Annotated in this window: 19 protein-coding genes; 5 read left to right on the top strand and 14 right to left on the bottom strand. The window is 70.3% G+C overall.

The annotated features are described in order from the left end of the window. Positions 1 to 99: 99 nt before the first annotated feature. The 4 genes from RM425_RS10730 (at position 100) to RM425_RS10715 (ending at position 3,845) form a co-directional block, all read left to right on the top strand. The gene (locus tag RM425_RS10730; protein WP_311345190.1) at positions 100 to 1,512 is read left to right on the top strand and encodes a polysaccharide deacetylase family protein; all 1,413 of its coding nucleotides are present in this window, start codon (positions 100 to 102) and stop codon (positions 1,510 to 1,512) included. Between the two features lie 153 nt (positions 1,513 to 1,665). After that, on the top strand, positions 1,666 to 2,592 hold the full coding sequence (locus RM425_RS10725) for an ABC transporter ATP-binding protein (RefSeq protein WP_311345189.1): 927 nt from the start codon (positions 1,666 to 1,668) through the stop codon (positions 2,590 to 2,592). Continuing rightward, positions 2,589 to 3,419 carry an ABC transporter permease subunit gene (locus tag RM425_RS10720; RefSeq protein WP_311345188.1) on the top strand — a complete coding sequence of 277 codons (831 nt, stop codon included), beginning with the start codon at positions 2,589 to 2,591 and terminating at the stop codon, positions 3,417 to 3,419. The genes RM425_RS10725 and RM425_RS10720 overlap by 4 nt, the downstream gene beginning before the upstream one ends. A gap of 81 nt (positions 3,420 to 3,500) precedes the next feature. Then, positions 3,501 to 3,845, top strand: coding sequence for a hypothetical protein (locus tag RM425_RS10715; protein WP_311345187.1), 345 nt, complete (start codon positions 3,501 to 3,503; stop codon positions 3,843 to 3,845). A 137-nt stretch (positions 3,846 to 3,982) separates the two neighbouring features. Here the strand turns inward: RM425_RS10715 and RM425_RS10710 are convergent, their stop codons facing one another. The 5 genes from RM425_RS10710 to RM425_RS10690 all read right to left on the bottom strand — a co-directional run bounded on the left by RM425_RS10710 (position 3,983) and on the right by RM425_RS10690 (position 10,080). After that, positions 3,983 to 5,272, bottom strand: coding sequence for a TRAP transporter large permease (locus tag RM425_RS10710; protein WP_311345186.1), 1,290 nt, complete (start codon positions 5,270 to 5,272; stop codon positions 3,983 to 3,985). Between the two features lie 31 nt (positions 5,273 to 5,303). Continuing rightward, a complete protein-coding gene (locus tag RM425_RS10705; RefSeq protein WP_311345185.1) occupies positions 5,304 to 5,804 on the bottom strand; it encodes a TRAP transporter small permease in 501 nt (166 codons plus the stop codon). Positions 5,805 to 5,836: 32 nt separating this feature from the next. Then, a complete protein-coding gene (locus tag RM425_RS10700; protein WP_311345184.1) occupies positions 5,837 to 6,829 on the bottom strand; it encodes a TRAP transporter substrate-binding protein in 993 nt (330 codons plus the stop codon). A gap of 520 nt (positions 6,830 to 7,349) precedes the next feature. Then, positions 7,350 to 8,834 (bottom strand): NAD-dependent succinate-semialdehyde dehydrogenase, encoded by a 1,485-nt coding sequence (locus tag RM425_RS10695; protein WP_311345183.1) that lies wholly within the window; start codon positions 8,832 to 8,834, stop codon positions 7,350 to 7,352. 82 nt (positions 8,835 to 8,916) lie between these two features. Continuing rightward, positions 8,917 to 10,080, bottom strand: coding sequence for an NAD(P)/FAD-dependent oxidoreductase (locus RM425_RS10690; RefSeq protein ID WP_311345182.1), 1,164 nt, complete (start codon positions 10,078 to 10,080; stop codon positions 8,917 to 8,919). 280 nt (positions 10,081 to 10,360) lie between these two features. On the opposite strand from RM425_RS10690, the gene RM425_RS10685 reads away from it, so the two are divergent. Beyond that, positions 10,361 to 11,422, top strand: a complete 1,062-nt coding sequence (locus RM425_RS10685; RefSeq protein WP_311345181.1) for a LuxR C-terminal-related transcriptional regulator — start codon at positions 10,361 to 10,363, stop codon at positions 11,420 to 11,422. Positions 11,423 to 11,429: 7 nt separating this feature from the next. On the opposite strand, the gene RM425_RS10680 is transcribed toward RM425_RS10685, so the two are convergent. From RM425_RS10680 to RM425_RS10640, 9 genes are all read right to left on the bottom strand, one after another. Next, the gene (locus RM425_RS10680) at positions 11,430 to 12,638 is read right to left on the bottom strand and encodes an MFS transporter (protein ID WP_311345180.1); all 1,209 of its coding nucleotides are present in this window, start codon (positions 12,636 to 12,638) and stop codon (positions 11,430 to 11,432) included. Between the two features lie 22 nt (positions 12,639 to 12,660). Further along, positions 12,661 to 14,289, bottom strand: coding sequence for a thiamine pyrophosphate-binding protein (locus RM425_RS10675; protein WP_311345179.1), 1,629 nt, complete (start codon positions 14,287 to 14,289; stop codon positions 12,661 to 12,663). Positions 14,290 to 14,339: 50 nt separating this feature from the next. After that, positions 14,340 to 15,116, bottom strand: coding sequence for an SDR family NAD(P)-dependent oxidoreductase (locus tag RM425_RS10670; protein ID WP_311345178.1), 777 nt, complete (start codon positions 15,114 to 15,116; stop codon positions 14,340 to 14,342). Beyond that, complete coding sequence (locus RM425_RS10665) at positions 15,113 to 15,388, bottom strand: hypothetical protein (RefSeq protein WP_311345177.1); 276 nt, start codon at positions 15,386 to 15,388, stop codon at positions 15,113 to 15,115. The genes RM425_RS10670 and RM425_RS10665 overlap by 4 nt, the downstream gene beginning before the upstream one ends. A 28-nt stretch (positions 15,389 to 15,416) precedes the next feature. Then, on the bottom strand, positions 15,417 to 15,941 hold the full coding sequence (locus tag RM425_RS10660; protein WP_311345176.1) for an aromatic-ring-hydroxylating dioxygenase subunit beta: 525 nt from the start codon (positions 15,939 to 15,941) through the stop codon (positions 15,417 to 15,419). Further along, complete coding sequence (locus RM425_RS10655) at positions 15,938 to 17,260, bottom strand: aromatic ring-hydroxylating dioxygenase subunit alpha (protein ID WP_311345175.1); 1,323 nt, start codon at positions 17,258 to 17,260, stop codon at positions 15,938 to 15,940. Before RM425_RS10655 ends, RM425_RS10660 begins: the two co-directional genes overlap by 4 nt. Before the next feature lies 1 nt (position 17,261). Continuing rightward, the gene (locus tag RM425_RS10650; protein ID WP_311345174.1) at positions 17,262 to 18,299 is read right to left on the bottom strand and encodes a dihydrodipicolinate synthase family protein; all 1,038 of its coding nucleotides are present in this window, start codon (positions 18,297 to 18,299) and stop codon (positions 17,262 to 17,264) included. A gap of 86 nt (positions 18,300 to 18,385) precedes the next feature. After that, complete coding sequence (locus tag RM425_RS10645) at positions 18,386 to 19,228, bottom strand: DODA-type extradiol aromatic ring-opening family dioxygenase (RefSeq protein WP_311345173.1); 843 nt, start codon at positions 19,226 to 19,228, stop codon at positions 18,386 to 18,388. Next, positions 19,228 to 19,479, bottom strand: a complete 252-nt coding sequence (locus RM425_RS10640; RefSeq protein WP_311345172.1) for a hypothetical protein — start codon at positions 19,477 to 19,479, stop codon at positions 19,228 to 19,230. The genes RM425_RS10645 and RM425_RS10640 overlap by 1 nt, the downstream gene beginning before the upstream one ends. Positions 19,480 to 19,676: the final 197 nt, after the last annotated feature.

The raw sequence follows: 19,676 nt of genomic DNA, 5'->3' as shown, positions 1-19,676 counted from the left end.
CACGACGATCCGATAACGGACGCAGAAGGCTCTGGAACGACGGCGCCCGTGCTGCCAGGCTGGCGCCCCGGACGACGACGTCGATCCCAGGAGGCCGTGGTGCGCACCTGGTCCACCCGATACGTCCCACGAGTCGCGGCCCTGGTCGCCCTCCTCGTTGCGGCCCTGCTCTCCGGCGTGCTGACCGCACCGCCCGCGCAGGCGACCAACGACTGCCCGCCGCCGATCCGGCAGGTGCTGAACCAGACGCCGCCCACCCACGCCCGCAACGTCGCACTCACCTTCGACGACGGGCCCTCCCCGCGGTGGACGCCCCAGGTGCTCGACATCCTGGCCGCCCGGGGCATCCACGCGACGTTCTTCGTCGTGGGCAGGCGCGTCGCGGAGAACCCGCAGCTCCTCCGGCGGATCGTCGCCGAGGGGCACACGGTCGCCAACCACAGCGACACCCACGCGGACCTCGACACGCTCTCGCGCGAGGCGCAGGCCCGCGAGATGGACCGGGCCTCCGAGGCGATCTACGCGGCGGCGGGGGTCCGGCCCTGCTTCTTCCGCGGCCCGGGCGGCTCGCACCAGAGCACCTCGGTGAAGGAACTCGCCTGGGCGCGCGGCATGACGATCGCCGACTGGTCCAACGACCCGCGCGACTGGGCGGCTCCCGCCAGCCCGAGCCCCTCCTACCAGGACACGATCGTGCAGCGGTCGACCAACCCGGTGTACGCGCACCCCATCGTCCTGCTGCACGACGGTCCGCCCGGCAACTACCGGCAGAACACCGTCGACGCGCTGAACCGGATCATCGACTCCTACGCCTCCCGCGGCTACGCCTTCACCGACCCGGCCGGCCGGGCCTTCACCAACAGCCGGATCCAGATGCACTACAACGCGCTCGGCGGTCCGGCCGGCATCCTCGGGAGGCCCGTCACCGACGAGCGCAGGACGCCGGACGGCCGGGGCGCCTTCACCTACTACGAGAACGGCGCCATCTACTGGTCGCCCCGGACCAGCGCACACGCGGTGCGTGGCGCCATCCTCGGCACCTGGTCCGCCCTCGGCTGGGAGCGGTCCGCGGTCGGCTACCCGACCACCGACGAGCTGCCCACCCCGCGCAAGCCGGGCGCCTTCAACCACTTCCAGACCGGGTCGGTCTACTGGTCCCCCGCCACCGGCGCGCACGAGGTCCGCGGCGCCGTCCGGGAGCTGTGGAGCGGGCTGGGCTGGGAGAACTCCTTCCTCGGCTTCCCCACCACGAACGAGCTGCCCACCCCGACCAAGCCAGGCGCCTTCAACCACTTCCAGGGCGGGTCGATCTACTGGTCCCCCGCCACCGGCGCGCACGAGGTCCACGGCGCCATCCGCGCCCGGTGGGCGGAGCTGGGCTGGGAGAACTCCGCGCTCGGGTTCCCGACCAGCGACGAGTACGGCATCGACGGCGGCCGGCGGTCGGACTTCCAGCACGGCTCCATCACCTGGACGCCGGCCGGCGGAGCGGTGGTGCAGCAGGGCGGGTGAGCACCGCCTGACCGCACCTGCCCGGGGATCGCCCTGGTCAGCAGGTCGGGGCCGGTTCAGGGTCCGATCAGGGCGCTCCCCGATGTGCCGGGCACCCCGCGCCGCGAGGCTCCTCGGCATGACTCCACGGATCCAGACCAGCGGGGCGCGGCCATGATCAGCGTCTCGGGCCTCACCAAGAAGTACGGCGACAGGACCGCCGTCGACGGCGTCACCTTCACCGTCGCAGCGGGCCGGGTGACCGGCTTCCTCGGCCCCAACGGCGCCGGCAAGTCGACGACCATGCGCATGGTGCTCGGCCTGGACCGGCCGACCGCCGGCAGCGTGACCGTCAACGGCCGCCGCTACCGCGACTCCCCCGCGCCGCTGCGCGAGGTCGGTGCCCTGCTCGAGGCCAGGGCCCTGCACCCCGGCCGCTCCGCCCGCGACCACCTGCGCTGGCTCGCCGCCAGCAACCGGATCCCGGTCACCCGGGTGGACGAGGTCATCGGCCTGGTGGGCCTGGACGCGGTCGCCGGCACCCGCGTCGGCAAGTTCTCCCTCGGCATGGGTCAGCGGCTGGGCATCGCGGTGGCGCTGCTCGGTGACCCGCCCGTCGTCGTCCTCGACGAGCCGGTCAACGGCCTGGACCCGGAGGGCATCCGCTGGGTGCGCACCCTGGCCCGGCAGCTGGCCGCGGAGGGGCGCACGGTCTTCGTCTCCAGCCACCTCATGTCGGAGATGGCGCTGACCGCCGACCACCTGGTCGTCATCGGCCGCGGCCGGATCCTCGCCGACTGCTCGATGCCCGAGTTCATCGCCGAGCACGCCACCTCCTACGTCCGCATCCGCACGCCCCAGCAGAGCCAGGTCGCCGATCTCCTGCGCGGCGCCGGCGCCGAGGTCGCGCCCGTCGACGACGAGCTGCACGTCCAGGGGCTGGGCGCCGCGGCCGTCGGCGAACTGGTCGGCGACAAGGGGCTGTACCTGCACGAACTGACCCTGGTGCGCTCCTCGCTCGAGGACGCCTTCATGACCCTGACCGCCGCGAGCGTCGAGTACTCGGCCTCCGTGCAGACCCCGGCTGGAGCCCCCCGATGACCGTCCCCGCCGCCAGCACCACCGTCGCGCTGGACCCGCGCAGGAACGTGCCGGGCACGCGCCCCGGGTTCGGCTCCACGCTCCGCGCGGAATGGATCAAGTTCTCGACCGTGCGCTCGACGATGTGGTCGGTCGTGATGCTCTTCGTGCTGGGCACCGGCATGACCGCGCTGATCTGCGCGGCCAACGCCGAGTGGCTGGCCAGCAGCGAGGCCGACGAGCACCCCGGCTCCTTCCTGACCTTCGGCATGACCTTCGCCCAGATCACCGCGATCGTGCTCGGCACGCTGGCGGTCACCAGCGAGTACGGCACCGGCATGATCCGGGCGACGCTCGCCGCGACGCCTCGGCGCGGGTCGGTCCTCGTGGCGAAGGCGCTGGTCCTCACCGGCACCCTGCTCGTGGCCGGCACCGTCACCGCGTTCGCCGGCTACTTCGCGGGCAACTGGTTCCTCGACCGCGAGGGCGTCGGCCTGGCGCTCAGCGACGACGGGGTGCTCCGGGCGATGTTCGGCAGTGGTCTCTACATGGCCGGGCTGGGGCTGTTCGCCGCCGCCGTCGGGCTGCTGGTGCGGCACACCGCCGCGGCGCTGTCCATCGTCCTGGCGCTGGTCTTCGTGCTCGGCAACATGGCGTTCCTGCTCCCTGGCGAGTGGGGCGAGTGGGTCGCCAAGCTCATGCCGGGCAACGCCGGCTCGGTCGTCGCCACGCCGGTGTCCTTCAACCCCGAGGCGCTGGCCCCGTGGACCGGGTTCGCCGCGTTCGCCGCCGAGGCCCTCATCCTGCTCACCATCGGCTGGCTGGTCTTCCAGCGCCGCGACGCCTGAACCGCCCGGCCCCTCCACCCGTCGCCCACCCACTCCCACCCACCCGTCCCCCGGCCGCCCCGGCCGGGGGACAGTGGTGTCGTGACGTCTCCTGATCCGGCTGCCGAGGGCCGCCGCCGCGCCGACGAGTTCCTGCTCCTGCTGACCGCGGAGGACCCGGCCGCCGATGCCCTGCTCGAGGAGCTCACCGACGTCCGGGAGCTGGCCTACCTCGGCGCCGGCCTGACCGCGATCGCCCGCACCGAGGGCCGCGCGCTGCCCACCGCGCAGCGGGCACAGGCGAGCACCCGGCAGGTGGCCATCGGCCAGCAGCGCGACCGCGCCCGCGGCGACGTCGAGGGGCTGCGCGCCTGGCTGCGCCGGTCGGGTGAGGAGATCCTCTTCATCCGGTCCCTGCACGCCGCCGCGGCGCGCTACCGGAGCTGAGCGCACGTGGATGACCGCGGCTCGGTCCGTTCCCACCGCCGTTCGCAGGGGCCGTGGCCGCCGACGACCGCTTCTCCGGTCGTCGGCGGCCAGGGCTGCCCTCGGGACTTCCTTCCGCCACACCTCGGTCGGGCGGCTCAGCTCCCGGTCGGGATGATCCCCGGGAAGATGATGAACAGCGCGATCGACATGGCATAGGGGACGTAGAACACGAAGGTCCCCTTGAACACCTGCAGGACGTCAAGGCTCTTGTCCAGTGCGCTGACGATGTAGACGTTCACGCCGACCGGAGGGGTCACCGCTCCCAACGTCGTCACCAACGTGATGATGACCGTGAACCAGATCGGGTCGTACCCGAGCGTGAGGATGAGCGGGAAGAAGATCGGGATGCCGATCACCAGGAACCCGAGGGCATCCATCAACGCACCGCCGACCAGGAAGATGGCGATGATCATCAGGATGATCGCGGTGGACGGGATGTCCATCGCACCGATCGCATCGGCGAGCTCGAATGGCAGGCGGGTGAGGCTGAGGAACCTGCCGAACACGACCGCTCCGGCGACGAGGAGCACCACCATCGCCGAGATGCGCAGACTCTCGACGACGGCCGTCCACATCGACGCGACGGTCAGCTGCCGCCGGGCCAGGGCGATCACGATGGCACCGAAGGCGCCGACCGCACCGGCCTCGGTCGGCGTGAACCAGCCCAGGTAGAGCCCGCCGATCACGAGCGCGAACAGGACGACGGCCTCGGAGACCCCTCCGAGCGATCTGAGCCTCTCCCCCCACGGGACCTTCGGCCCGGCCGGCCCCAGTTCAGGCTTGAACCGGCACAGGACGAGCACGGTGATCACCAGAAGCGCGCCGACGATGAGTCCGGGAATGAGCGCCGCCACGAACAGCCGGGTGATGGACTGCTCGGACTGGATGGCGATGATGATCAGTGCGGTCGACGGCGGGATGAGTACACCCAAGGTGCCGCCGATGGCGACACTGCCACCGGAGAGCGCCGGGCTGTACCCGTACTTCTTCATCTCCGGCAGCGCCACTGCACCCATTGTCGCCGTGGTCGCCGAGTTCGATCCGGAGACGGTGGAGAAACCGATGCTCGCCAGGATGGTGGTCGCCGCCACCCCGCCGGGCAGGGACCCGATCCACTTGTACGCCGTGGCGTACAGCCGGTCACTGATGCCGGCCCGGAACGTGATCTGCCCCATGAGGATGAACAGCGGGATGACTGCGAGTCCGTAGGACGTGAACTGCCGGAACAGATCGCCGGACAACAACTGCAGCGCAGCGGACGGGGTGAGCAGGTACGTCGCCCCGGCGAACCCGATGAGCATCAGGCCGAACGACACCGGCATGCGCAACAACAGCAGCACCATCAACGCTGCAATCGCGATCAGGGCGATCGCCAGCGGACTCACGTAAACGTCCTCCTGCCAGTTCGGATGGTGCTCACCAGATGCTCTCCGGCATGTCCGAGCGGAGGTTCCGCCCGATCGACAAGAGGTCGCTGATCAGTGCCAGCGCCAGCCCTGCGATCCCCACCGCGAGGATCAGCGAGAACGGCCAGTACGGCAGACGGAGCGAGTCCGACAGCGCTCCCTGGTCCTTGAGGTTCAGGCCGTAGGACACCAGCTGCTGTGCCAGCAGGATGAACAGCGCGGCAGAGACCAGCGTGATGACCGCGCCGACGACGAGCTGGATCCGCGCCGGCGCCTTGTTCATGAATAGATCGATGGCGATGTGCGAGCGCGTCCGTTGGGCCTCGGCCAGCGCGAGGCCGTTCACGGCGACCGCCAGGAAGGTCACGACCTCGACCGTGCCGTAGTACGGCGTGGCGACCAGACGGAGGACGACGTTCCCGACGGTGACCACGAGCATCACGAGGAGGACCGCCGCCGCAATTCCCGCGAGGCCCTGCGAGACCCGGTCGATGACCCTGGTCGGGCTCATGCGCAGTCTCCGCTACCAGGAATCCCCACCGGTCAGTTCTCCGCGCTGTACTGGTCGCGGAGCTCCTCCACCCGGTCGAGCACCTCCTGCGGGTCGAAGTCCCCGCCGACCTCGTCGACCCAGGTGTCGACCAGCTGCGAGAGGGTCTCGTCGAAGGCCTCCTGCTCACCCGGCTCGAGCTCGACGGTCTCGACGCCGTGCTCGCTGGCGGCCCACTCCAGGGCCGGCTGGACGTTGTCCTGGTCGTGGTACTGGGACGCGAACTCCGCCATCTCGGGCCGGAGGTCCTGGATGCACTGCTGGACGTCCTCGGGGAGCTCAGCGAAGCGACCCTCGTCCATCACGGCGACGAAGCTGTTGGAAATACCGAAGGGGTAGTCGGTCACGTAACTCACCTGCTCGGCGAGCCCGAAGTCCTGGAGCACCTCGCGGGAGGACATGTAGCCGGTGATGACCCCGGTCTGCAGTGATTCGGCGACGTTCGGCATCGGCATCCCGACCGGCGAGGCGCCGAGCGCCTGGAGGGCGGGAACGCCTGCCCCCGCCGCGCGCAGCTCCCGGCCGGAGAGGTCGCTCCTGCTGGTGATCGGCTGCTGCGTCTGGAGATAGGCGGGCTCGGTGGTGAAGGCGGTGACGATCTCGTACCCGTCGAACTCCGCCGGCTCGTACTCCGTGAGCAGGTCGAGGAAGGTCTTGCTGGCCACCTCGGCATTGGTGAACCCCACCGGCAGGGAGACCGCGGAGCTCAGCGGGAAACGTCCCACGTCGTAGGCGGGGGAATCCATCCCGATGTCTACGACGCCCTCGCTGACGCCGTCGTAGATGTCCCCGGACCCGAGCAGCGACCCACCCGGGAAGAACTCGACCTCGACCTGCCCGTCGGTGCACTCGTCCATCCGCTCGGCCCACTCCTCCATCTGGACCCCGGGGAAGGACGCGATCGGGGCGAAGAAGGCATAGCTGAGCGTGATCGACTCCTCGCCCCCACCCTCTCCGCCGCCGCCTCCGCCGCCGCAGGCCGCCATCGCGGATGCTGTCGCCAGAGCACAGGCAGCCTTCAGGCCATTCCTCGTCCGCTGTCCCATGGGTGGTACCTCCGGTGGATGAGTGATGCAGCACACTGAGCCCCTGACGCTACGAGCGCGGCGTCGCTCCGTTGTCACCCAACCGGGGCAAAGCGCGCGTCCGCCGTCACGGTTTGGACTCGGCGCCCGACCTGGGAAGTTCCAGATACGTCGCGCTGTCGACCAGGCCTCATGCGCCATGGACCTGAGCCAGGTTCTCCCGTCAGCGGCCAGCGAGCCGGGTGGGCCCACAGCCCGGAGGCGGGGACCGCCGGTCGCTGCTGAGGCCGTCCCGACGAGCGCGGTGCGTGTGGTCGACCCCGTGGCCGGTCTTCGAGAAACTCTGGACCGCCCACGGGTTCTCGATCACCATCGCCGCCACCGCGACGCATGCGGCCGGCGGGGGTCGTGCTGCCGATCGGTCATCCGGCGCCCGGACGTCATGACGGGTCACGGGGCCGACACTGCGCTGCGGCCAGGGTCAGGCCCAGTCGACGCTGAAGTACTGCGCCTCCTGGAACTCGCGCATGCCCTCGCGGGCTCCCTCCCGGCCGAGTCCGCTCTGCTTCATCCCCCCGAAAGGGGCAGCCGGGTCGGAGACGGCCCCGCGGTTCACCCCGACCATGCCGGCGTCGAGCGCCTCGCTGAATCTCAGTGCACGCTTCAGGTCGCCGGAGTAGACGTACGCGGCCAGTCCGTACTCAGAGCCATTCACCCACGCCAGCACCTGCTCCTCGTCCGACCACGTCACGACGGTGACCACCGGGCCGAAGATTTCCCTCTGCAGGATGTCCGCGTCGTCCGGGACGTCGGTCAGCACCGTTGGAGGGAAGTAGTAGCCGGTCAGGCCCGGATCGAGTTGCTGCTCGAAAGCCAGCCTGGCGCCGGCGCCGACGGCCGAGTCGACCAGGGCGCGGATGTCGTCCACCGCGCGGCGCGTGATGAGTGGCCCGATCTGATTGCCCTCCACCTCCGGCGGCCCCACCCGTAGGCCGGCCACCTCGTCGACGAAACGCCCGACGAATCGCTCGGCCACGGATGCGTGTACGTAGAAGCGGTTCGCCGCGGTGCACGCCTGACCGCCGTTGCGGAACTTCGCCACCAGCGCGCCCTGCACGGCGGCGTCGACGTCGGCGTCGTCCATCACGACGAACGGTGCGTTGCCGCCGAGCTCCATGGAGGTGTTGACCACCCTGTCCGCGGCCTGGCGGAGCAGCACCCGCCCCACCCCGGTCGATCCGGTGAAGGACAGCTTGCGTACCCGCGGATCCTCCAGCCAGGTGGAGACCACGTCCGCCGGTGCGGACGTCGGCAACACGTTGACCACCCCGTCCGGGACACCTGCGCGGGAGAGCAGTCGCGCGATGGCCAGTGCGGTCAGCGGGGTCTCCGCGGCCGGCTTCAGCACGACCGTGCACCCGGCGGCGAGCGCCGGAGCGATCTTCCGGGTCGCCATGGCGGCCGGGAAGTTCCAGGGGGTCACGAGCGCGGCGACGCCCACCGGCCGATGCGTGACGATGGTCCGGGTGCCACCCGCCGGGGACTCGCCGTAGGCACCTTCGCTGCGCACCGCCTCCTCGGCGAACCACCTGAAGAAGTCGGCTGCGTAGGCGATCTCGGCCTGCGCGTCGGCCGTCGCCTTGCCGTTCTCGCGCGCGATGAGGGCCGCGAGCAGGTTGCGCTCCTCCATCATGAGCTCGAAGGCCCGGCGGAGGACCTCCGATCGCACGCGCGGCGGGGTGGCAGCCCCCCACTGCGGCAGCGCTCCCGCGGCTGCGTCGACGGCCGCGACCGCCTCCGGGATGCCGGCGTCAGCGATCCGCGTCACCAGGCGGCCGGTCGCCGGGTCCCGGACCTCGAGCTGCCCATCGTCCGACGCGGCGCGGCCGGCACCGGCGATCCAGATGCCCTCCGGGGGGCACAACGAGTCGATGTAGACGGCGACGCCGCCGGTGCTCGCGTTCACCGCGCCAGTCTGTGCAGCCGGCTTGGCCCGGGCAGTCCCCGAAGGGGTAGTTCCGGTCAGCGCGACCGGAGGCCGGCCGATCTCAGCCGATGGGGGCTTCGGCGTAGGCCCGCTTCTCGGCGATCGCCGCCCGGTGGTGCGGAAGCCGGGACGTCGCGTTCACGCAGAGCGCGCCCACCTGGACACCGTTGCGCCCGAAGACCGCCACGAGGGAGTCGTCGGTGACCGACTCCACATGCACCTGCTCGGCTCCGTTGGCTCGCCCGACGAAACGCATCCTGGCGTCGAACTGGTCGGACCAGAAGTAGGGCACGGGCGCGTAGGCGCCGGGTGCCCCGAGCAGCACTCGGGCGGCATGCCGGCCCTGGTCCACCGCGTTCGTCCACTGCTCGACCCGCATGTCTTCGTCGAACAGTGGGTTGAACCACCGGGCGACGTCACCCGCGGCCACCACGCCCGGGGCGTTCGCCCGCAGGCTCCGGTCGCACAGCACGCCGTCGGAGAGCGCGATGCCGCTGTCCCGCAGCCAGTCGATCGCCGGGGTGGCCCCGAGTGCTCCGACCACCAGATCGGCCGCCACGACGTCACCGTTGCCGAGGTTGACGCGGTAGCCGGTCCGTACGGCCTCCACCGAGACGGCGTGCGTGCCGCAGCGGATGGGCACCCCTCGCCGCGCGTGGAAGTTCCGGAACCAGACCCCCACCTCGTCCCCGAGCACGCGGGCCAGCGGCGCCGGCGCCACCTCGATCACCGTGGCTCGGCGTCCCATCTCCGTGACCGTCGCCGCCACCTCCAGGCCGATGAAGCCTGCGCCGATGATCGCGACGTGCTCGGCAGCCCCGAGGCGTTCGCGCAGCGCGACGGCGTCGTCCACCGACCGCAGGAAGGCGACGTGCTCGTTGCCGGCCGACAGGGTGCGGGCTCGTGAGCCGGTGGCGATGACCAGACCGTCGTAAGCCACCTCGTCGCCGCCGTCCACGACGACGACGTTCTCCTCGGGCCGGAGTCCGACGGCGGGTCGCCCGAGCCGGAGGGTCACGCCCATCTCGTCGTACCACCCCGGCTCCCGCAGGGGCTCCAGATCCGGGCCGCACCGCAGCCCTTCCTTCGACAGCGGAGGGCGGTCGTACGGGAGGTGCCGCTCGGCCCCGACGAGCACGATCCCGTCGCTGAAGCCGTCCGCCCGCAACCGCTCGATCACGTGCACGGCGGCGAGCGAGGCTCCGACGACGACGACCCTGTTCACCGAGATCCCCCTCGCAGAAGCCGGACTGCAGGACGCATGTGCACGGTATGCCAAGGGTCTGCACTTCGACCGTCCCGAGACACGGTTACCGACAGGCGACCTTCACGTCACTCATCCGGAACATGCCCACGTCAGGATGAACACGTCGTCGAACTTGACGAAGATCACGGTACAGTGCGGTGGATCACAGCGTCTGCTCATCCCTCTCACCCGTCTGCGCACTGTCTCGACGGCACGGATGACCAGCCGGAGACCGAGGAACCTTGGGGGTGCGCCAGGGGTGTCGAGGCGACAGACGGAGCAGGAGCGGCACCGGCTCGCTGGTGCATTGCAGTCCGCGCTCACCAAGGAGGACGTCGCAGAGGCCTACCTCGCGACGGTCGGCCGGGTCATCGAGGCGGAAGGGCTCGGCCTGTACGAGCTCGAGCCGGAGCGTGGGACCGTCATCGACGTGCGCGCCACCGTGGGTGGCGAGGTGCTCGAGCACTACGAGGAGTTCGGTCGCCCGGACGATCCCGTGCTGCGCTTCGTGATCGAGCAGCGCCGGCCCATCGACTCGTCCCGAGCGGCGAGTCCGGCGGAGTGGAGCGCCTGCGGGGCGAGGGAGGCTCTCCGTATCGGCGGGTTCGGGCACTCCCTCGAGGCCCCGGTCATGGTGTCGGGCCTGATGCTCGGCACCATCAACTTCGCGCGTCGCCCGCACGAGCCCGTCTTCGACGGCACGGACCTCACCTCGGCACGACTGGTCAGCGAGCAGCTCGGACTGGCCACCGAACGAGCCTTGCGGTTCGAGATGACCGGCCATCGGGCCAGCGCCCTCGAGCACGCTCTCGACCGGCTTCCCCAGGCTGTCGTGGTGACCGACCTGGACGCGAACGTGATCTTCCAGAACCGGACGGCGCGCAACGACCTCGATCTGTGCGACGTGCCCGCTCCCGTCCCCGACAGCGTCAGCCTCTGCATCGGACAGGCCATGGCGGAGTTCCGCGGCGACGGCAAGCGGGTCTTCACCAGGAGCATCCGGGACGCCGCGACGGGGAAGCAGTCGATCGTCAAGTCCTACCGGCTCTCCGAACGTGACCGGACCGCCGTCACGGTGGTGTTCCCGTGCCGCGAGGAGAGCGCTTCCCGGCAGCTCCCCGCCTGGGACGTGCTGACCAAGCGGGAGCAGGAGATCGCCCAGCTGGTCAGCGAGGGGCTGACGACGAAGCAGATCGCCGCCAAGGCGTTCATCAGCGAGAACACGGTCAAGCAGCATCTCAAGCGGGTCTTCGCCAAGACCGACGTGACCAACCGGGCCGAGTTGGTGCAGTTGATCTGGACGGCGACCAAGGCGGTCTGAGCCGGGTTCATGCCGGGAGCTGCACCGCGCGCCCCACCCTGGCACCGAGTGCGAGCTGGCAGAGCGACAGCACGAGGACGTACACGAGCAGGTGCTGGCCGGCTCCGAAGACCTCACGGATCGCGCCCGCGACGACCAGCCCCAGCGCCACCCCTCCGTAGGCCGACGCCTGCGCCATGGAGGACAGCCGGCTCGTCGTCCGGTCGCCGGCCGCACGCAGACTGATCAGGGACAGGGCGACGACCATGGAGGCGCCGAGCGCCAGCCCGCTCAGGGCCACCCAGAACGGGAGCAGGGACGGCGCCTGCAGGATGCCGGCCATGGCGACGACCGTCCACGCGGGCACGAGGACCGCCGTGATCCGCTGGTCGCCGCGCAGGGTGAGCACACGCGGCACCGCGAGGTTGCTGGCGACTCCCACGACGAGGAAGACCGACAGGTGGAAGCCGGCGGCACCGGGGCTGACCCCCATGTCCTGCTCGACGGTGGGCAGCCAGCTCAGCAGGACGTAGAACGCCGTCGACTGGAGCCCGAAGTACCCAGCCACCTGCCAGGCCAGCGGCGAACGCCAGATCGACACGATTGCCGGGAGCGGGACCGGACCCGGCTCCCCTGTCGTGGGTGCGTGCGCAGCGGACCGGATCCGCGGCAGCAGGAACACGAGGGCCACGAGGATCGGGCAGCCCCAGACCGCGAGCGCCAGCCGCCAGGAGTCGGTGGCCCGGGCGAGGGGTACGACGAGCCCGGACGCCGATCCCGCGACGACGCTCTGCACGGCGATGTAGTAGCCCGTGATCCGCGGGACGTGGCCGGGGAAGTCGCGCCGGACGACGACGGGCAGCAGGACGTTGCCGACGGCGATGGCCGCGCCGATGATGACCGTGCCCAGGAAGAGCGGCGGCCCCTCTGCGTTCGCCGGGAGCGAGCGGATCACCGAGCCGGCGGCGAGCACCAGCATCGACCCGAACAGCGTGCGGTCGACCCCGAAGCGCTGCGCCAGCGCGTGGACCACGGGCGAGACCACGGCGAAGGCACCCACCGGGACCGCCGCCAGCGCGCCGAGCTGGACCGGCGACAGACCTGTGTCCTCCCCGATGACCGGCAGGACGGGGCCGACCGCGGAGATGAGCGCGCGCAGGTTGGCGGCGACGACAAGGACGCCGACCAGCAGCAGCCCGTAGGGCAGGGCTGCTGCTACCGGCCGCCCCCGGCTCACCTCGGACGCGCCGGTTCCGGCGTCAGTGCCAGCCGGGGTCCGGGATCGTCGCGACGTCGAGGACCACCTCCGCGAGGACGGGGCCGGACCCCGGGCGGACGAGTTCGGCCAGCCGGTCGAAGTCGGACCACTCCTCGATCTTCAGCCCGGTGCCCCCGAGGGACGACGCCACGGCGGTGAAGTCTGGCCAGTCGAACGTCGTGAGCGAGGGGTCGAGGTCCTGGCCGACGAAGCGGTAGTACTCGGCGCCGTAGGCACCGTCGTTGAGGAGGACCACCAGGAGGTCCAGGTCGTTGCGGACCGCCGTGTTGAACTCGGCGAGGCCACCGAGCATGAAGCCGCCGTCCCCGACGACCACCAGTGCCGGGACCTCCGGCCGCCCGACGGCCGCGCCGATCCCGTACCCGACGCCCATGCCGATGTGCCCCACGTTGAGGCAGTGCGCGTAGTCCCAGGGGTGGTCGACGTCGAGGATCCGCAGTGCCTCGTGGGAGAAGCGTCCGCCGTCGATGGCGAGGGTGCGACGTCGCGGCACGATCTCGTTGACCCGGTGCAGGACGCCGGTCAGCGTGAGCGGGCCGTCCGTCGGTGTCGTGGCCCGGTCCTCCTCGTGCCATGCAGCGATGCGCCGTGCCAGGTCGTCGCTGCGGAAGCCCACGGCCGGCACCTCCGCCTGGTCGAGGAGCTCGATCAGTCCCCGGGCGGTGGCCGAGGCGTCTCCGGCGATCGCCACGTCGACCGGGAAGTAGCGTCCCGGCGCCCCGGGATCGGTGTCGACCTGGATCAGCCGCTTGCCATCGAGCAGCTCGCCTTTCAACGTGGTGAGCGCACTCAGGGCAGCTCCGAACACGATCAGGCAGTCCGCCCGGGCGATCACCTCGGACGCCACGGGGTGCGAGAGCGTCCCGACGATCCCGACGTCGCAGGGATCGCCGGCGAACAGCCCCTTGCCGCGCAGCGTGGTGGCCACCGGCGCTCCGATGCGCACCGCGAGCTCGCGCAACACGTCCGCCGCCCCTGGAGCGCCGGCGCCACGGCCGCCGACGACGAGGGGGCGGTTCGAGCCGGCGATCGCGCCCACCGCGTCCTCGAGGTCCTCGAGCGTCGGGGTGAGCACGCCGGCGGCTCGTCGACTGCGGCGGGGGGCGGCAAGCTCCGTCGGCGCCTGCTGGAAGTCGGCGGGCACCTCGAGGACGACGGGACGACGCTCGGCCAGGGCCTGTCCCATCGCGGCCGCGAGGTCTGCGGTCACGGTGTCGACCGAGCGGACCTGGAGGTACGCGGCCCCTGTGGGGACGACGACGTCCCGTTGCGGGATGTTCTGCAGGTGGAACGCCTCGCTGCGCACCGTGTCCCCGGCGACCACGACCAGCGGATAGTGCCCGCGGGTTGCGTCGAACAGCGCGCTCACGCAGTTGGCGATGGCACCGTGCGTGACCGTGGCGACGCCGACGCGACCGGTCACGGCGGCGTAGCCCGCCGCCATGAGAACCGCGCCACCCTCGTTCGCGGCCGGGACGAAGCGGCCTTCCTCGTTGCGGTGGAAGGAGTCGACGACGTACATGTTCGCGTCACCCATCACGCCGAACATGACCTCGACGCCGTGGCCCGCGAGTGCCTGCGCGAGCACGTCGTTGAAGCGCTGGACCATCTCTCAACCTCACCTTCCACCTGGGACGGACGGACGGGCGACCCGGCCGGTCACGGCCTGCGTCCCCCATCGCTGTTGATGACGATCCCGGTGACGACGCGGGCCGCATCCCGGTCGGCGAGATACAGGTAGGCGCCCGCGTGGTCCTCGGGACGAGGAGTGATCCCGAGCAGCGTGCCTGAGGCGATGCGCTCGTCGCGTCCCTCGACCCGGTCCGCGGTCTGGGTCTGAGCCAACGCCGAGAGGCCGCCGAACCTGGTGCCGGTGGTGCCGCCCGGCGCCACCGCGTTGACCCGGACCTCGGGCGCCAGGTCCACGGCGAGGTGCGACACGACGCCACGCACGGCCCACTTGGAGCTGCCGTACAGGACTCCCCCGCCCACCGGGTGGAAGGCCGACTCGGACACGGTGAGCGTGACCGATCCGCGCGCACGCTGCAGCGCCGGCAGCGCGGCATGGACGGCGGAGAGGGTGCCCCGCACGTTGACGCGGTAGATCTCGTCGGCCGCGGAGACCAGCTCGGCCGCGGTCAGCGTGCGCAGGCTCGCGTAGTAGTCGAAGACCCCTACGCAGCTGGTGAGGTTGTCGAGCCCGTCCCCACCCGACGCCCGTTCGACCGCTTCGGCCAGCTGAGCGGGGTCGGTGGCGTCGCCGACGAGCACGTCGACATCTCCCCCGGAGACCTCGGCAAGCTCTCGCGCGTTTTCGGGAGATCGCTCCAGAACCGTGACGGCCGCACCGCTCTCGAGGTAGGCCAGCGCGACGGCCCGTCCGATGCCGGACCCCCCTCCCGTCAGGAGGATGCGCTGCCCCTCGAGGCGGCTCACTGCCCGGGGTTCCGCGCGATCAGCTGGCTGATGAGGTCCGGCTCCTGGTAGCTCAGGCAGTCGAGCGCCACGGCGTCCAGCAGGACCCGGCTCCCCCGCCTGGGCGACCAGATGTCCAGGCGCATGCCGTTCCTGGTCTCGACCTTGCGGATCACCACGTCAGCGAACTCGTTGGCGATCACGATCGGCCCGTCGTTCCCGCCGTCGAGCGGGTACGCGGACACCTCGCCGGTCTCGGGACGCTCCACCAGGGGCTCGTTCTGTTCCGCCACGATGTCGCCTTTCCTTGGGTGGTGCTGCTCAGATGAAGATGGACATGTTGTGCGCGTTGATCAGTGCCTGGTCCAGGGCGGCCCACCGCCGCGCGAGCTCCCAGCCGTCCCCCTTGCGACGGATCGTGTCCTTGCGGAAGAGCGAGTAGAGGCTCGGGTTCGGGTCGTCCCCGCGGCTGCGGTAGATGAAGACGTTGGACGACGCCAGGTACTCCCCATCGGTCTCCGTGCGGTCCACGACGACGTTGGTCACGAAGTGGCGAGTACGCGACGGCGGCTGCTCGGCCCAGGCGAAGTCCGTCTCCAGCCGCCGCACCCGCACCTCGAGCGTGCCCTTCGTGTCGTCGAAGATCCGCGACGTCGGTGCGAGCTCCCAATCCGCGAGGCCCTCGCGCGTCACGCGGACCGGCACCTCGTACCGGATGTCCTCGGCGAGGAAGTCCAGCCAGTCCCGGAAGCGCCGCTCGTCCAGGGCGAGGGCTTCTCGGTAGAGGAACTCGGTGATGTCCAGGACCGTCTCGCGGTCGACCCGCGACTCCTGCGTCGATGTCACGGCTCGACATCTCCCACCAGGTAGTCCGCCCACCGGCCCCAGAGGTTCCTGAAGTTGGTGTCGTTGACGTACGGCCTGACCACGTGACCGGGGCCGGGGAAGTCCGGGTCCCGCTCGCTGCCCATGCCCATGATGTAGGGGAAGTCGATGTTCTTGACCATCGTGGACTTCGCCGACCGGGTGACCTTCGTCCAGTTCTCGAAGTCGTCCTGCTCGAACGTGCCTGCCTGACCGAAGGCGAGCGTGTAGGCCTTGTACGCCTCGTCCTTGTACTCCTGGGAGGCGCCCCTGGGGACCAGGCACCAGGAATACATCTCCATACGGCCCGGACCGACCGGGTGGTACAGCCGCATGGTCACGAACCGCACGCCGGTCTCCCCGGGCACGAGGCTGAACGGCTGCATCAGGAACGACAGGTTGGGGAACACCGTGCCCACGGCCGTCCGGACCTTCGAGAAGACCTCGATCTGCGCCGGCGACAGCGTGCGCTTCATCTCCGCGGTCAGCTCCTCCGGGAAGCCGCCGAACGGGGGGAAGTTCGGACTGTGCCCCAGCCCGATGCCGTGCCCGCGGCCGGGGATGCTGGCCGCCCAGCCCTGGCTGTGCGTCGAGCCCGAGGACGGGAAGTAGCCGAGGTTGAAGCCGAACTGGTGGGCCACCGGCGTGTGGTAGCCGTCGCCGGCGAAGTTCTCGGCGCAGATCTTCCAGTCGGTGTCCGCCACCCAGTGGTCCGGGGGCCCGTGCACCTCGCTGCCCGCCTCGCCCTGCTTGAGGTAGAGGTCGAGGTAGAACTGGAACCCGCCGAGATACTCCTCGAGGCTCGGCGTCCTCGGGTCGAGGCAGCCGAAGACCAGCCCGGCGTAGGTGTCGATGCGGACGTTGACCAGACCCCAGTCCTTGCGCTTGAGCCGGCCCTCGTACCCCTCCTTCATGTAGGGGACGCCGATCAGCTCGCCGGAGTTCTTGTAGGTCCAGCCGTGGTAGGAGCACCGGAAGTGCGAGGCGTTGCCCATCTCGGACTTGCACATCACGTTGCCGCGGTGCCGGCACATGTTCAGGTTGGCGTGGATCTGCCCCTGCTCGTCCCGCGCGACGATGATGTTGTTGTTGCCGATGTAGCGCGTGACGTAGTCACCGGGGGAAGGGATCTCCGACTCGTGGGCCAGGAAGCACCACGTCCGGGGGAAGAGGCGCTGCTGCTCGAGATCGAAGATCTGCTGGTCGTTGAACGCCCGCGCAGGGAACCGGCCCTCCTTGATGCCTTCCCGGATCTCGCGGAGCGAGCTCTCGATGCCGCTGTCGACCGCCCACGTGGTCATGTCACACCTTCTCGATCTTCGTGCGCGGACCGAACTTCTTCTCGATCTCCTCGGAGATCTGCTTGTAGCGGGCCACGTGCTCGATCGTCGTGCTGACGTGCTGCTCGGGAACCAGGTCCTCGGTGTACGGCGGCCGGCACTTGCCGACGTGGATGTAGCCGGCCTCGTTGATCCGGATCTTCTCCAGTGGGATGTTGTACTTCGCGAACTCCATGAAGTCCTGGCCGACGAGGAACGGCTCGTGCGCCCAGCGGAGCCGCTCGGTCAGCCAGCGCGCGTCCTCGGTGCGGCCCTGCTGGAGGGCGTCGCGCAGTTCGAGGACCGGCCCCGGGCCCATGGCGGTGGTCGAGGACCAGGCCATGCCGACGAGCTCCTCGCCGTACATCTCCCACGCCGGGAACCAGTCGGTCTCGATCGACATGAGCGGGAAGCGCGTCCCGGTGTGCGCCATGTCGTTGTGGTAGCGGAACCCGACGGAGGCGCCGCCCGCGTACTTGACGGCCACCACCTGGGGCAGCGTGACCAGGGTCTTGTAGACGCTCCGCGGGATGATCCCGCCGAATGCCGCCGTGTTGTCGTAGACGACGATCGCCATCTCCGGCACGGCCTCGGCGACGTCCCGGTAGAAGCGCTCCATGACCGGGGCAACCATGTCGCCCCACATGGGACGACCCAGCAGGGTCCCGGTGATGCCCAGGTCGGCCAGGAACTTCATCCGGCTGACCGTGTCGCGGGTGTTGAGGGTGGTGGCGCCGATGAACACCGGGAAGTCCGGGTTCACGTCGCGGACGGTCTCCGCCACGCAGGAGGCGAAGCTCTTCCACTCATCGAGGGTGAGGGTCGCCATCTCACCCAGAGTGCCGTTCAGGGCGATGGCGTCGACACCGTCGGCGATGAGCGTGCGGATCATGCGCTCGGTCTCCTGCAGGTCGACGGTGTCCACCGCGTCGACCCTCTCGGCACCTGGCAGGGCCGGGGTGGGCGGGTAGGCCATCACGCCCCGCATGTCGCGGCCGGTCACCTTGGGCAGCTTGCTCATCTCGTTTCCTCCGGTCGGTGCAGTGCTTGTCGGTTCGGGAAGAGTTCGTAGCGCCGGTCCTCGCGGGGTCCACTGCGCAGGTGTGGTCAGAGCCGGGCGGCAGCCACGGACGTGCCGGTCAGCCACTCGGGCACGGCCTCGTAGACCAGGACGTCGAAAGGGCTCTCCACGGCACCGGCCGCGACCAGCCACGTGCGGATCTCGTGGGCGCCGTTGCCGGCCTCGTCGATCTCCGCCCGGGTGTAGTCGGTGAGCCGCGCGGGGTCACCGGACTCCAGGCGGGCGAGGAAGTCGCGGTCGAACTCGGCGTTGATGTTGCCGGACTCCGGCAGACCCACCCAGTGCGAGAGCCCACCGGTACCGACGACGACGACCCGTTGCGCCTGGGTCTGGGCCTCCACGGCCCGGCGGATCATCCGGCCGAACTCGTAGCAGCGCTTCGGCGTCGGCCAGGGCGGGTTGACCCCGTTGACGATGACCGGCACGAGCGGGTACTTCGACTCCGGGTCGAGGTGCTTGAACGGGACGCAGAAGTTCTCGTCGAAGTCCAGCCCGCCCTCGACCAGCGACGGGTCGAACTCCGACTCGAGCGCGAACTCGTAGAGATGCCGCCCCAGTGCCGCATCTCCGGGGTAACGGTGCTGCTCCACCCGCAGGAAGGAAGCCATCTCGGCGGTCACGGGTCCGAGGTACGAGTCCCCGGTCGCGATCGCGAACGCCGGCAGGTTGCCGAGGTGGAAGTTGGTGAAGTGCTCCACCGAGACGGCGACGATCGCGTCCGGCTCCAGCTCGTCCAGTCGGCGTCGCGCCTCCGCGTACGCCTGCTCCACGGCCTCCTGCTGTCCGGGCTGGGCACGCTCCGGCCAACCGGTGATGCCCGGCGAGTGGGACGCCATGAAAGCGCCGACGACGGTGCCCGTGCGTGACATCAATTCACCTCTCCACGGATGCGTGCGTAGTACTCGGCACGGTCCACCTGCAGCTGGATCGCGCAGAAGTACAGGAGGTAGGGGTTGATCCCCCGCTCGTACAGGGCCTTGAAGTCGAGCGTCTTCATGAGGTGACGCCAATCGCCTTCGATGCCGTACTCGTCCAGCACCGCATCGGGCTCTTCGACGTACCGCGCCTTCACTGCTCCGTCGCGGCGGATGTCCCACAACAGCTTGTGCAGGGCGTACACGCGCTCACCTTCTTCGTGTGCGTTCCGTGGCCTCTCGGGCGTTCCCGCGACTGACGACGTCTCCGGGTAGCGCGACCACCGGACCTCTCGACCCTAGGACCGCGAGGGGGCCCACCGGACTTACCCGTCCGGGTCCATTCGCGGTGTGGGTCGCCCTCGAGCCCCCGGTCTCCCGGCCGAGGGCGACCCGTGCCGAC

The organism is Blastococcus goldschmidtiae, from assembly GCF_031845325.1.
Taxonomy (GTDB): domain Bacteria; phylum Actinomycetota; class Actinomycetes; order Mycobacteriales; family Geodermatophilaceae; genus Blastococcus; species Blastococcus goldschmidtiae.
This window is presented reverse-complemented; position numbering and strand designations above follow the sequence as displayed.